Below are 14,038 nucleotides of genomic sequence, written 5' to 3'. Positions count from 1 at the left end.
ATTCTGTTTAATGCGCACGGGGTCACCGGAAGCGAAGTGGATAAATTGTGATCAGGTAAGCTGGAGTGTCTTTGAGAATAGCAAAGGCAGTTTTTGTATGTTTGGTTTGGATTAACCGAATAGCGGAAGATACAAATTAATACATCCTTGCTATCTTAAAGATTAAGAAAGATGGCTACTTCGCATGTGGGAGGACGTAGTCGTCTTTCTGATCGCAATTTATCCAACGGCTATACAATCCTTTTTTCAAAAAATATATGCTGTTATTTGCTGCTAACATCTAGCAATGCTTTTCGCTAAATGAGATCCTATTATGACATGCGGGTCGCAAAAAAGGATTATCTTATACTTGGTGTTTTCCGGGGTTTGTGGACGTAAAAGCTAGAGTTTATGATTCCTAAAAAAAGAATAGTTGCGTTTTTGTCAATGGGGGAAAAACGCCGAATAATTCAGGAAAAAAGCCGCTTTTTCGGTTGTAAAGAAAGTTGGCATGTTTATTGCACTAATACTTCTTCGGGCAGACAAGCAATTGAGCGGATATCCAGACTATAGGCTATACATCATTTTGCAAGAAAAATATCGAGCCTAAGAAAAAAGGTGCTCTGGTCTGTCAAACGCCTGAGGAGGTGTTTAGAAGGCAAACCAAATGCCTGGATTGTTTAAAGAAAAGAGAGTTTTTGAAAGGGTTGGTGAGATCGTGGAAAAAGAATGGAAAAAAATACACGAGGACGGTAGTTATACAGTTCGAACTTGTGGTTGGTCACCCCCGGGAGATCATCCCGTAGGTTGCGGTATGAAATTAACTGTTAAAGATGGCAAGCTGGTTAAAGTTGAAGGTGACCCTGAGCATCCTATTAGCCAAGGACGTTTATGCGTAAGATGCTTGTCCTTACCGGAGTATGTACATCATCCCGACCGCATTATTTATCCTATGAAACGTGCTCCTGAGGATCGCGGTAAAGATAAATGGGAAAAAATCACCTGGGATGAAGCCTGGGACATCATCGTAGAAAAGGTAAACGGATTTAAGAAAAATCATGGTGCTGAGTCGATCATCGTATTCGGCGGTACCGGTAGGGAAGCTTGCTTGTACTATTATCCGCTTGGTTTCTCCTCACTGCAAACTCCAAATGTTTGCTACCCACTGAGCGGTTGGTCTTGCTACGGACCTCGCTGCGCTATCACTGACTATATCTTAGGCGCAGGCTATCCGGAAATTGACTTTGCTGGTCATTATCCAGACCGTTATGACCATCCGGGATATAAGGTACCGGAATATTTAGTGCTTTGGGGCAAAATGCCGTTATGGTCAAACCCTGATGGCTTCTATGGTCACTCCATTATTGATATGATGAAACGCGGAACCAAGATCATTTCTATTGACCCACGGCTGAATTTCCTTTCTTCCCGGGCAGCATACTGGATGCAATTACGACCAGGCACAGATACCGCATTGGCTCTTGGTTTCCTGAATGTCATCATCAACGAAGATCTCTATGATCATAAGTTTGTTGAAGACTGGTGCTATGGTTTTGAAGAACTTAAAGAACGCGTTCAACAATATCCAGTGGAAAAAGTTGCAGAGATTACTGGTATCCCTGCTGAAAAAATCAGAGAATGTGCTAGAGCTATGGCTACAGCTAAACCTACTGCCATTCAATGGGGTCTGGCTGTCGACGAAAATCCGAATGGCGTTCAACTTGGTCATGCTATTCTTTCGATCTCTGCCATCACTGGCAACCTCGACGTGCCTGGTGGTATTACATTAGGGCCACCGGCTGCATTACTTGGCAAATGGCGTGTTGAAACCCGGTCTCAAATTTCAGAAGAACTTTGGGATAAACGAATTGGTGCCAAAGAATGGCCTGCATTGGCTACTGCACTGGCTACCACTCATCCGGATGAAACCCTTGATACCTTGGAATCTGGAAAACCATATAAGCTGAGGATGGGTTGGTTTAACAGCACCCAGCCAATTGCGCCGACTAATACAGCTGCTCCTCAAAGATGGTACAAAGCACTCAAAACCTTAGAGTTCAACGTTGTACAGGATTGCTTCATGACTCCGACCGCGATGGCCTTTGGTGATATCTTCCTGCCATTGCCGACATTTGCCGAGCATGATGGTGTAGTGCTGACTCACTTTGGCCGGAATGCAATTTTCGTAGGTGCAATGAACAAAGCCTTCTCTGTTGGTGAATGTAAATCCGATATTGAGGTTTGCATTGAACTGGGTAAACGTCTCAATCCTGAAAACTGGCCTTGGGAAAGCGTTGAAGACTTCTTCACCGACCAGCTCAAACCAGAACTTGGCATTGATTTTAACGGTTTGAGAGAAGCCGGTGTATACCAACCTGGTTACACCTATCGTAAACACGAAAAAGGCCTCTTGAGATATGACGGTGAACCTGGCTTTAATACCGTAACAGGCAAAGTTGAACTTTGCTCGACACTCTTTGAAGAATGGGGTGAAGATCCGCTTCCTTATTACAAAGAGCCACCATATAGCCCGGTAAGCACTCCGGAAATTGCGAAGGAATATCCGTTGGTATTGACTACCGGTGCTAGAAAAGCGACCTCCTTCCATTCAGAGCACAGACAGATCGAAACTTTACGTACTATTGATCCGGACCCGATTTTGGAAATTAATCCGGAGACTGCTGCAAAACTTGGTATCAAAGAGGGCGACTGGGTTTATATTGAAAACCAATTTGGAAAATGTAAGGAAAAAGCTCATCTAATGCCTGCCATTAAGCCAGATGTTGTTCATGCAACCCATGGCATGTGGTATCCAGAAGAAAATGGCGAAGAGCCAAACTTATATGGTGTTTGGAAATCCAACATCAATACCCTAATCCCGCATAAACATATTGGTAAACTTGGCTTCGGCGCTCCGTTCAAGAGCATACTCTGCAAAGTTTACAAGGCAGAAGACTAAGATTATAGAATAGGAATGGAGGGAAAAGGATGTCCAAGAACGGTATTTTGATCGATTATCAATATTGCACAGGTTGCCGTAGCTGTGAAGTTGCTTGCAGAAACGAGAAAAAAATCCCCAAAGACAAATGGGGGATTAAAATGACTGAAGTTGGTCCCTTTAACGTTGATGGTGATAATTGGGAATGGAACTTTGTTCCAGTTCCTACTCAACTTTGTGATTTGTGCGAAGACCGCTTAGCTAAAGGTGAAAAAGCAGCATGTGTGCTTCATTGCCTAGGTCAATGTATGGAAATAGGTCCTATTGAAGAATTGGCTAAAAAGGCAGCTGAAAAGGGTACAAGAGTAGCTGTATTTCTTCCTTAAGGGTAAGTTCTTTCAATAAAAATATTACTAGTATACGTAATGCCATGACTGGTCCCTTTGCGGGACCGTTATGGCATTACTCATATAAGAGTAATGCCATTCAGCATAGGCTAGTGCCATCAATATCATGACAATTGGGATTGGATATTTTTACTTGCAAAATTAGTAGTGATTTTAGACTATTTAGGTGCGCAGCGAGCTAACGGAAGGAGAATAAAATGGCGAGCAACTTTACCATTTCAGAAGTAATTGATTCTTTCGGGGTTAATAAATTTACTTGGTCAATCTTTTTCTTTCTCGGTATGTCGATGGTTTTCGATGGCTATGATTACATGGTTGTTTCTTACACTATGCCGCAAATATCTGCTGAATGGGCTTTAAACAAAGTACAAACCGGTAGTCTGTCTTCCTGGAGTCTCTTCGGTTTGATTATCGGGGGAGCGCTTGCCGGCATCATTTCTGATAAAATTGGTAGAAGGAAAACGTTGATCTACTCGATTGCCGCATATTCATTGTTATCCATTCCTATCTACTTTGTCCAGAGTTTTGAATGGTTTGCTTTTTTTCGCGTATTGACTGGAGTTGGGTTAGGCGCTTGCATTCCTGTTGTAACAACAATGTTTTCAGAGACTACGCCGACTAACCGGCGGGCTCTATTTATAACATTTGGTATGGCGTGGATGATTGTTGGTTGGGTGCTGGGCGGCCTGATACCCACATTCGTTGTGCCTCTATACGGGTGGAGACTTTGTTATTTAATAGGAGGAATTCCTTTTTTATATGCCATTTTCCTGCATTTCAAAATGCGCGAGTCTGCTCACTGGCTGGCTAATAAAGGACGGAAGGATGACGCTGTAAAGGTACTCCAAGATATTGAAAGAATTGCTACTGGAAAAGTAACTGATTGGGATTCTAATTCTTTGATTGTGCCGCTAAAGTCCAAGGTTGTCGGCCCTAAAGCTCTTTTTTCCAAAGACTATAGGTTAGCAACTGCCGGTATCTGGCTCACCTATTTCTGTGGTTGCTTCATTGTTTATGGAATTAATGCCTGGCTACCTTCTCTTATGTTGGAAAAGGGTTTAAAACTATCGTCTGCCTATGGACTGGCAATTGCCAATAATGCTGCCGCGGTATTTGCCAATGCTTCGACTGGCATTGTCGCTGAAATCATTGGGCGCAGAAAAAATCTCATTTGCAGTTATTTTATTGGTGGTGCTTCTATTTTTATTATGGCTTTCGTTCCCAGTAATTTTGCAGCCATTCTGGCAGCCAATATATTTATGGGTTTTGCTATTAACTATGCGATTACCGCTGTACAACCGTTGATGGCAGAGAGTTATCCAACAGAGTTTAGAAATACAGGGGTATCCTGGTGTCAGGCCTTTGGCCGGCTCGGGGGGGCCTTGGCACCTATTGTGGCTGGGTTAATTATGGCAATGAACCTAGGCCCTCAGATGTCATTTTTATTCTATATTATTCCGGCAGTTATCGGTGGATTAGCCGCCTATCTCTTTGTAAAAAAAGAGACTAAAGGAAAATCCCTTGATCAACTTGCCGAAGAAAATACCAAAGTTCGTTTAAGAAGCGTTTGTGGAGAGGCTGACTGAGTGATATGTTGATAAATTAATAGTATGTGTAAAGTGTCATGACTGGTCCCTTTAATGGGACCGTTATGACATTTATGCATTTAGCGTGCTGATGGACAATGAAGGAAGTGGATAGCGTGCCGTTTCTCTGTAAAAATGCGATGCTGCTTTTAACTGTGCTAAATCTTTTGGCTCCATTTAGTAGGATTAATTTGTCAAAACTGGAATTTGTGGTGGTTATTACTGTTTTGGTGTCCAGTATTATGCTTATGGGTAAAGTTTTTAAAAAAGTAACGCTGCTGTTTCTTTTTGGGGGGGTGACCCTTCTTCTTTATTCTGGACAGCCGTTTACTATCTGGGTTATGGCGACTAATTCGATGATGAATGTAATTTCAATACTCTTTGTTATGCAACTGTTTTCAATTCCGATTGAAATTGGTGGTTATAATTCGGCTATTCATTATTGGTTACTAAAGGTACACAAGGGAGAAGCAGGACTCTTTTTATTTGTTACCATTGTTACCCATATTATCTCAAGTTTTTTGTCATTTGGGACCATTCCGGTAATGATTTCGTTGTTGGAAAAAACGTTAAAACGTAACGTAAATAATTATGAGCGGTTTATTTCAACGGCTATTTCACGGAGTTATGCCTTAGTTGTCCTATGGGCGCCGGGCACAATTAACCTATTATTAGTGGTACAGGCAACAGGGGTTGGCTGGATTGAGTTATTTATTCCCGGTTTGATATTGAGTCTAATTGGTATAATTACTTCCTATGTTATTGAACGGAAACTGAACTTATCTGCGAAGCGAACTATAGTGGGTGATTATATAAACTGCAAGCTAAGTGATACACCCATTCGGGGAAAAGTATATCATATCATTCTAGTTGTGCTGAGTCTTATTGCTGGAACAATGATTTTTGCAAATATGAATGTGGGTTCAAGTACCAACCAGATTATGCTTACAGGATTCATTGTTGTTTTAACCTGGACTGCTTTTTTTGCAAGACGGCCAAATTGTAAGACGGCCTTAAGCGCATATTGGCGGGACAGATTGCTAAAGGCAATTGATCTGGCCCCCTTATTCGTTTCAATGGGAATATTTTCTACGGCTGTCCAACAAGCTGGATTATTTAATTTCATTCAGCCTACTTTGCAGGTTATTGCCAATGCAATGGGACTGTGGTCAATAGTTTTAGTACCGATACTAATGATTTTGTGTGCAATTGCAGGAATTCATCCCTTTGTTTCCATTGTGTTATTTGGTCAGATACTTACAACGATACAACTGCCGATAGCACCTGTATCCGTAGCTCTCTGCCTGGCATTAGGAGGAAGTATTTCCTATATTATTTCTCCTTTTGCGGGAATTGTGCTTACACTGGCCAAGTTTATTAACTGCCAAACATTTGATATTGCCTTACGGTGGAATTGGCTCTATAGCTTGCTGTTTTTTATTGAGGGGATTGTTTTCGCTTATGTTTGGGGCCACTTTAGGTAGTTGTAAAAATCCTAAAATGATACTGTGATTTTAAAAAAAGAGTAGCTTATATCACTTGATTTTTCTGATTTGCGAGCTTTTATGCAAAGGTTTATAAATCTCAAAACGAGATCCTGCAGGTACTGGTAAGCGGCAGGAAAAATAGGGATTAACCCTTGTAATACGCAGGTTTATCTATGATTGCAATAGGTTGGCATAGTTAATGCAATATACTTTTGAAGAATGATTGGCAATTCTAATTTTTATTCAGGCGATAGCTATTTTAGTATTAGCAAGCCGAAATTAGTACGTATGAGGGGTAATGAGAATTTAACCCAAAACAGCGCCTAAGGGAGGTGGGTAGAAAACAAAACGCAAAACGATGGGAGCATTACTAACAATAAAGGAGGTACAATATAATGTGTTTTAGACCAGCAGCATTATCCAAGCCGACAATATGCCCGAACTGTGGTAAGAAAATCGCAGCGATGGCAGGTATTAAGCAAAAAGTTTGTCCTTTTTGTAAGACAGAATTACCAAAAGACGAAGACAAAAAGTAAGATTTATCAGTTTTCAGCAGATGAGTTTTGACGGGAACTGTAGGTTAAATATGGGCAGGCCAGGTTTAAATGGGCCTGCCTTTATAAAACAAAAAGATACAGAATTTTTAATAAACACCTAGTCAATGCTCATTCACGGTATGTTGTTTTTGTCGGTGGGAAGTTTGGCCAAATAATCAAAGCGTAAACAATAATTATAATCAGGAAGGGGTAAAAGAATGTCAGAACAAAAGTATAATCGATGGTTAATTCTCGGTGCCGCGGTTGTAATTAACATTTGTATTGGAACTTTATACGCCTGGAGCGTATTTGCCTTACCTTTAGGAAAAACATTTGGCTGGGCTGCAACCTCCATTGCGTTGGCCTTTACAATTAACCATGCTCTCAGCCCGGTTGCTATGATTGGTGGGGGATACATTCAAGACCGTTTAGGACCAAAGGCAAATGTTATCATTGGTGGGATTATGTTTGGTGTAGGGTTATTTATAACTGGGTTTGTGTCCAGTGTAGAGATGCTCTATATTACCTATAGTGTGCTTGCCGGGATTGGTGGCGGGTGTGTTTATTCTGGAACACTCGGTAATACCGTGAAGTTCTTTCCCGATAAGCGTGGCTTAGCTGCAGGTCTGGTTGCAGCCGGCTATGGTTCGGGCGCTACAATTGTTGCTCCGGTTGCTAGTTCGATGATTGCCAGTTTTGGTGTACTAACTACCTTTAAGATTCTTGGTGCCGTATTTTTTGTCGTTATTATGTTATGTTCATTACTCATAAAGAATGCTCCGGCAGGTTTCAAGCCAGCGGGCTGGAATCCCCCGGTTGCAGTTAAAACTACTAAACCAGCAGCTCGTGATATGGCCTGGACTCAAATGCTGCGTGATAGTACTTGGTGGGTTGTTTTAGTTATGCTTACCTGTGGGGCTTTATCAGGACTTATGATTACGGCCTTTGCTTCGCCGATTGGGCAGCAAATGTTTAAATTGAGCCCTATGGATGCTGCGCTGTTCGTCAGTTTGGTTGCTGTATCTAATTCCTTGGGACGGATCATTTTTGGTGCCGTATCAGATAAAATTGGCCGCTCCAATACCATTATGATCATGTATGTCATCTCAGCCTTGGGGATGTTAAACTTAACTTTTACAAGTTCTGTAGCCGGTTTTGCTGTTTCTGCTATTGGAGTTGGGGCTGTTTTTGGCGGTTTCATGAGTACTATGCCATCCATTATCAGTGAGAGATATGGCTTAAAAAACTTTGGGGTAAACTATGGAATTACGTTTATTGGTTTTAGCTTAGCAGCAATTTTTGGACCGATGACGGCTGCTACAGTTAGACAGTCTACCGGAACTTATGAGCAGGCTTTCTGGATTGCCTTGGGTCTTAATATAGTGGGTCTGGTTTTTGCTTTCATTTTTAGAACATTAGATAACCGGAGTAAAGTGGCAAAGCAAATAACTATTTCAAGATAAGGTAATTTGATAAATTGGGGTAGAGCCAGCAATTTACAGAAATTTAATAATGCAAGGAGGGTTAATATATATCCCTTGTTAGGACACTGTTAATTGTGTATCTCGCTGGGTCTATCCATATTTTCCTCGCTGGAGTACTGTCGATTTCTAAGTTTTACTACTGCTTCTACTAGTGGTAATTTCAATCTTAACAGAAGTATAGCATTATATAAAAGGAATGATGATTCAGTTTTCGTATGACAAGGAGAAAACAATGAATAGTATAAAAGCAAAACTTGGGGTAATTGTTATTACCCTGTTTATATTTGCATTAAGCTTGTTGGCAGGGCTTAACTTTTGGCAAGCTGAAAAAATCATAATACAAGATGTAGAAACAGAACTTGCCGGTAAAGCACAAGGTAGTGCAGTCCAAATCGGAGGATGGTTGGATAGTAATAAAAGGGATATTGCAACACTTGCCCGTTCACCGATTATCACTAGCGGCACTCGCGAAACGATTGTTCCTTATTTAAACACAGAATTAAGTAATGCTAAGATTTACGAAAGCCTTATATGGGTCGATGAAAAAGGTAACTATGTTGATTACAACGGAGAAACAGGAACTTTAGCGGAGCGTGATTATTTCCAACGCTCGATTAAGGGAGAAGCGGTTGTTTCTGATCCTGTAGTTTCGAAAAAAACCAATAAATTTGTAGTTGCTATTTCAACTCCTGTTCGTGTTGAAAATCGAATCACCGGTGTACTTGTAGCGCTAATTAATATTGAGGAAATCGAAAAAATAGTTCTGGAAATAAAAGCCGGTGATACCGGGTATGCCTATGTAATCCGGGGAGATGGAATAATAATAGTGCACCCTAACAAAGAATTAGTCAACAAAGTCAGTAGCATGACTGACCCTAATGCACCTCCGGAATTAAAAACAGCTACTGAAAAAATGACTAAGGGAGAACTGGGAATTGTAAGCTACGGCTATCTTGGAACTACCAAATATCTAGCTTATGCGCCGATTCCGGGATATAACTGGTCAATTGGTGTAAATGTGCCGAGTAGAGAAGTAAAGGCAAAACTAAACGCCTTTACTTGGACATCACTAACCATAAGTTTGATTGTGTTACTTATCGCCGCCATTATTGTGCTGATAGTGGCGACTAAAATCGCTACACCATTGAAAAAACTCAAGGATGCAGCTGAAGGCATTGCTGCTGGTGATATCTCTCTGATTAGTATCAATATTTCCTCTAAGGATGAAATGGGACATTTGGCTCATGCCTTTGAAACAATGGTAGGTAATTTACGTGGTCTGGTACAACAGATCAACGGATCGTCCGAACAGGTTGCCGCATCTTCGCAAGAACTAACCGCTAATGCCGAACAGTTAGCGCAAGTAGCAGGTCAGGTAAGTACTTCAGTTACAAGTACCGCTCAGGGAGTCGGAGATCAGGTAACTGTTGTAGATAAGGCACTATTGCTTGTAGAAAAAATTGCGTCTGGAGCTCATGAAGAGGCCATTAAAACAGGTAATGTAATCGATATTACTGCTAAGGCTGTGAGTGCGGCAACGGAGGGAAATCATGCTGTTGTAAGTGCTATTAGTCAAATGAATAATATTCGGCAGACCGTAGAACATTCTGCCCAGGTCGTTGCCGAATTAGGAGAACAGTCCAAAGAAATTGGACAAATTGTTGATACAATTTCCGGTATTGCTGGTCAAACTAATTTACTTGCATTAAATGCTGCGATTGAAGCGGCACGAGCAGGTGAACAGGGCCGGGGATTTGCCGTCGTAGCTGAAGAGGTTAGAAAATTGGCTGAGCAATCCCAAGCAGCAGCTAAACAAATTGCAACACTCATTGGTGATATTCAGAGTAAAACAGATAAGGCTGTAATCACAATGGCTAACGGCACCCAGGAAGTAAAAACAGGATCAGACGTGGTTGATCAGGCTGGTAAAGCCTTTACTGACATTGACCTGCATATAAAGAAGGTTGCTTCTATTGCACAAGCGGCAGCAGACGGCATGCAACAGCTTGCTGTTTCCAGTGAACAAGTATTTGAATCAATGAAAGAAGTTGAAACCTTTAGCCGCGAGATTTCTAGTCAGACACAAAGTATTTCTGCTGCCACAGAGGAGCAATTGGCGTCTATGGAAGAAATATCATCTTCCAGCCGCCATTTAGCTCAATTGGCAGAACAGTTACAAGGAGCAGTTAATAAGTTTAGGATGTAAGGCGGCAGTAGTTACTTTTAGCGTAAATCAAATTAGGTTGCAAACAGAAGCATAGATAAATGGGTTGTGGGATATTTAGTTCTAAGTATTCTACAGCCCATTTTTACATTGTCCAAACCACATTCTTGCTTACTGTACTTTGGAATGAGACAGACCTTTAATATTGTCGGTGCCTTTAGACGATTTTAAAATGAGACAATAAAAATGAGGAATTTCTCAAAATGAAAAAAAGAAAAACGAATTACAAAAATAAAAATGAGCGCAAATGCTTTATTTATAAGAGGTTTGGGGGTTTGTTTATAAAGAAAACTAATTGGCATGAATTTTGCATTATAAAGTATTTAGATAATCATATGAATGCGATATAACAGAGAAATACTGAGCTCAGCGGATGCAAGGATACCGAAATTTACACGTGCTTGGTATATAGCTTAGTTTAATTTATAGGGGGAATAGTAATGCGCAATGCAATAGTTGTATTTACCAAAGTTCCTAAGGCCGGAGAAACTAAAACCCGGCTTACTACAGAACGGGGTGGCTTATTAACGCCGGAAGAGGCTATGGCTTTTTATGAAGGCTGCCTACTAGACGTAATTAACGTTTGTATCGAGGCCAAAAGTGGCGACATCCGGATTTGTTACAATCATGATGGAGATCGCGAATACCTGGAAAAACTGTTGTCTAGGATTTCCGACCATTCACAAATTAAAGAAGTTTATCCTGACCAAGGCGGCAACTTTGACCAATGTATGCAATATGCTGCTGATTATATTCTGAAAAACGGGGCTTCGGAACGGTTAGCTGATAGTGTGGTCATTGTCGGTGGAGACCTGCCTAGTTTGCAGCCTTCCATCCTAAAGGATGCTGTTTGCAAACTGGAACAGCTGGCGACAAGTGAATATGGCCTAAAAGTGGCCCGTAAAATTGATAATGTATCCCAGAAACTGGGAGCAGGGTTAGTGGAAGGAGCTTGTCAGGAAGGCGGCTTTTCTGTTGTCGGTTTTACCTGTACGACGCCCTTTGATTTCAACCGGGTATTTTACAATTCTGAAGGGATAACGGCGTTGGATATGCTGGTAACTAAAGCGGTACAGCAAGATATTCCGTTTGGCATAGTGGAAGCTGCTTCTGATGTTGACATTCCGGTGGATTTAGCAAGTATGATTCCAGTTGTCAGGGCATTAGAATTAGCGGCGCGTTATGATAAAAGTATTAAGGTACCAGTAAATACCATTGCAGTTTTAAATGAAATGGGCCTGGAAACGACAGCAGTTACACACCGTTGATCAAAAACTATTTGACAAATCAGGGCGGTTTTAAGGGGAGATTTTGCATGGATACGCTAGCGGAAAACTGCATTGAATGTGGAAAATGTACGGATATCTGTACGTTTCTGGGAAGTACTGGTAAAACACCGGCCACTATCGCAAAACAGGGAGTTGAGGTTGACGAGGCCTTTAGCTGTTCATTGTGCGGCGCATGTGAGGCTGTTTGTCCACTAGGACTAAGCCCCAAAGAAATGTTTGCCAGCCGAAGGAATGAAGCAGTAGCTAATGGCGAATTGGATATTGAGGAATACCGGTATCTATTTCCTGACAGAAAAAATAATGTTATGAATGTTTTCCGTAGCTATTATGGTATTGACTATCATGATATAGAAAATGTCGGCAGTGGTGGAACTTGGTTTTTTCCTGGCTGTACTTTGTTGACTTATTCGCCGGAACTAACACGTGAGGTTTATCGCAGGTTACAGACTGACTGCAACTGTCAGGGCATATGGACAGAGTGTTGCAGCAAATCTTTGCTTCAAATGGGTTTGCAGCAAAGAGCTGAATCCATGCAGGCGGGGTTAAGGGATTTTGTGCAAAAACATAACATTACCAGGCTTATTACCGCCTGTCCAGGTTGTTATTATCAATTGAAAGACGTCTTTGAGTTTTGTGATGTTGCTATTCAGACAGTGTATGAAGTGTTAAAAATTGAGCCGCTTAAGCGGACTGACAAAATCAAGTGCACCATCCATGATGCCTGTCCGGACCGGTTTGAACTTAAGTTTGCCAGTCAAGTGCGCCAAGCGTTGGAGCAAAGTGGCTTTTCTATAATAGAAATGAAACACAGTAAAGAGCAAGCCATTTGTTGTGGAAGCGGCGGGATGATTTCTCATTTTAATCCCGAATTAACGGAAGAACTTGTACAGCAAAGGCTGAATGAAGCCAAGCTGTCTGATGCCGATATTCTGGTAGGGTACTGTTTAAGTTGTGTGTTGAAATTTGATGTTTTTGGTTCGCCTATTCCTGTAACTCACGTGTTACACCTGTTACTGGAGCAAAATAAAGACTTTACTGGGGCAAAAGCGCGGGTAGCTAAAATGCTTACCGGTGCTGATGGGGAAAAAATTTGGGAACAAATTATGGCAGAGGACAGGGAAGAAAAGGAGACCAAGCAGCGTGAATAATAATGAACTTGCCACAGCACTTACAAAAATGTTGACACTTAGGTGGTCGCCAGTTGCTGTAAAACTAGTAAAGCCCGGTGAAGAAATTCCGGAAAAAGTAACTCAGCCTTCGGTTCCGCTAAGACACTGCCAGGCTATCACCCTTGCCCGGCGAGGTAATAGTTTATATATGCCACCCAGTCGGCACGCCTGCCCGGACGGAGCTGCAATTATGGGGTTGGTTCCTATGTCCCCTAAATTGCGTTCTGGTGAATTATATCTGTTGTTTAAAAAATTGCCGACAATTGAATGTGCACAGAAGATGATAGCCACACGGCAGGAGTTTGAGGCCGGTACTTATGCGGCGACTGTGCTTGCTCCGCTTGAGGATGCCACTTTTGAACCAGATGTAGTTATTTTTACTATGTATCCTGAACAAATGATGTGGTTAATGTGTGCAGCCAGCTATAGCACGGGGGAACGGCATAATTTTCATACTTCAGGTTACAACTCAACTTGTGCTGATTTGACGGTGCAGGTTATGAAAACGCAACAAATGAATATTTCTTTCGGTTGTTATGGTGCCAGAGCCATTAGTGATATTAGTGATTTTGAAGCCTATGTTTCTGTACCGTTTCAACAATTGCCCACACTGGTAGGGGCGCTGGAAAAATTATCGGTAAAAAGTATTCCGGAGGCTCGGCGGCGGATTTATATGCCGCCAGTTATAGATAAAGTAGCTTATGCTGAACCGGTAGGAGGTAATTCAGTTGATGTTCGTATTGACAGCAACCTGTGTACCGGCTGTGGCTTATGTGAAGCGTTTTGTCCGGAAGCCGTAATTAAGATGGTGACTGTCGATGGGAAGCAAACGGCAAGTACATCAGCTGCCGGAAAATGCTGTGCCTGCTATACCTGTGTCGGGCAGTGCCCGCAAAAGGCCATACAGCTAACAGTCAGGTAAACAAACTAAAATTGCGT

At 41.7% G+C, this 14,038-nt stretch carries 10 protein-coding genes; all 10 read left to right on the top strand.

The annotated features are described in order from the left end of the window. Positions 1-646 precede the first annotated feature (646 nt). The 10 genes from AC1ECB_RS18965 to AC1ECB_RS18920 all read left to right on the top strand — a co-directional run bounded on the left by AC1ECB_RS18965 (position 647) and on the right by AC1ECB_RS18920 (position 14,021). Positions 647-2,938 (top strand): molybdopterin-dependent oxidoreductase, encoded by a 2,292-nt coding sequence (locus AC1ECB_RS18965; RefSeq protein WP_485665247.1) that lies wholly within the window; start codon positions 647-649, stop codon positions 2,936-2,938. 29 nt (positions 2,939-2,967) lie between these two features. Beyond that, complete coding sequence (locus AC1ECB_RS18960; RefSeq protein WP_021169624.1) at positions 2,968-3,303, top strand: 4Fe-4S dicluster domain-containing protein; 336 nt, start codon at positions 2,968-2,970, stop codon at positions 3,301-3,303. A 218-nt stretch (positions 3,304-3,521) separates the two neighbouring features. Further along, positions 3,522-4,910, top strand: coding sequence for an MFS transporter (locus tag AC1ECB_RS18955; RefSeq protein WP_485665246.1), 1,389 nt, complete (start codon positions 3,522-3,524; stop codon positions 4,908-4,910). A gap of 116 nt (positions 4,911-5,026) precedes the next feature. Beyond that, complete coding sequence (locus AC1ECB_RS18950; RefSeq protein ID WP_485665245.1) at positions 5,027-6,394, top strand: hypothetical protein; 1,368 nt, start codon at positions 5,027-5,029, stop codon at positions 6,392-6,394. A gap of 398 nt (positions 6,395-6,792) precedes the next feature. Then, on the top strand, positions 6,793-6,933 hold the full coding sequence (locus AC1ECB_RS18945; protein ID WP_144034135.1) for a hypothetical protein: 141 nt from the start codon (positions 6,793-6,795) through the stop codon (positions 6,931-6,933). A 218-nt stretch (positions 6,934-7,151) separates the two neighbouring features. Beyond that, positions 7,152-8,396, top strand: coding sequence for an L-lactate MFS transporter (locus AC1ECB_RS18940; protein WP_485665244.1), 1,245 nt, complete (start codon positions 7,152-7,154; stop codon positions 8,394-8,396). Between the two features lie 253 nt (positions 8,397-8,649). Next, positions 8,650-10,623 carry a methyl-accepting chemotaxis protein gene (locus AC1ECB_RS18935; RefSeq protein WP_485665243.1) on the top strand — a complete coding sequence of 658 codons (1,974 nt, stop codon included), beginning with the start codon at positions 8,650-8,652 and terminating at the stop codon, positions 10,621-10,623. Between the two features lie 458 nt (positions 10,624-11,081). Beyond that, entirely contained in the window at positions 11,082-11,909 is an 828-nt protein-coding gene (locus AC1ECB_RS18930; RefSeq protein WP_485665242.1) for a TIGR04282 family arsenosugar biosynthesis glycosyltransferase, read from the top strand. Between the two features lie 47 nt (positions 11,910-11,956). Beyond that, positions 11,957-13,078 (top strand): (Fe-S)-binding protein, encoded by a 1,122-nt coding sequence (locus AC1ECB_RS18925; protein WP_485665241.1) that lies wholly within the window; start codon positions 11,957-11,959, stop codon positions 13,076-13,078. Further along, positions 13,071-14,021: a DUF169 domain-containing protein gene (locus tag AC1ECB_RS18920; RefSeq protein WP_485665240.1), complete on the top strand. Its 951-nt coding sequence runs from the start codon at positions 13,071-13,073 to the stop codon at positions 14,019-14,021. The genes AC1ECB_RS18925 and AC1ECB_RS18920 overlap by 8 nt, the downstream gene beginning before the upstream one ends. Positions 14,022-14,038: the final 17 nt, after the last annotated feature.

Source organism: Sporomusa sp. 246TCP1 (genome assembly GCF_057319775.1).
The sequence above is the reverse complement of the archived record's forward strand: the minus strand, read 5'-3'. Positions and strand labels throughout refer to the sequence as shown.

Bases quoted from the DNA above. Each gene is read 5' to 3' on its own strand.
- AC1ECB_RS18965 (WP_485665247.1), top strand. From the start codon at position 647: ATGCCTGGATTGTTTAAAGAAAAGAGAGTTTTTGAAAGGGTTGGTGAG.
- AC1ECB_RS18960 (WP_021169624.1), top strand. From the start codon at position 2,968: ATGTCCAAGAACGGTATTTTGATCGATTATCAATATTGCACAGGTTGC.
- AC1ECB_RS18955 (WP_485665246.1), top strand. From the start codon at position 3,522: ATGGCGAGCAACTTTACCATTTCAGAAGTAATTGATTCTTTCGGGGTT.
- AC1ECB_RS18945 (WP_144034135.1), top strand. From the start codon at position 6,793: ATGTGTTTTAGACCAGCAGCATTATCCAAGCCGACAATATGCCCGAAC.
- AC1ECB_RS18940 (WP_485665244.1), top strand. From the start codon at position 7,152: ATGTCAGAACAAAAGTATAATCGATGGTTAATTCTCGGTGCCGCGGTT.
- AC1ECB_RS18935 (WP_485665243.1), top strand. From the start codon at position 8,650: ATGAATAGTATAAAAGCAAAACTTGGGGTAATTGTTATTACCCTGTTT.
- AC1ECB_RS18930 (WP_485665242.1), top strand. From the start codon at position 11,082: ATGCGCAATGCAATAGTTGTATTTACCAAAGTTCCTAAGGCCGGAGAA.
- AC1ECB_RS18925 (WP_485665241.1), top strand. From the start codon at position 11,957: ATGGATACGCTAGCGGAAAACTGCATTGAATGTGGAAAATGTACGGAT.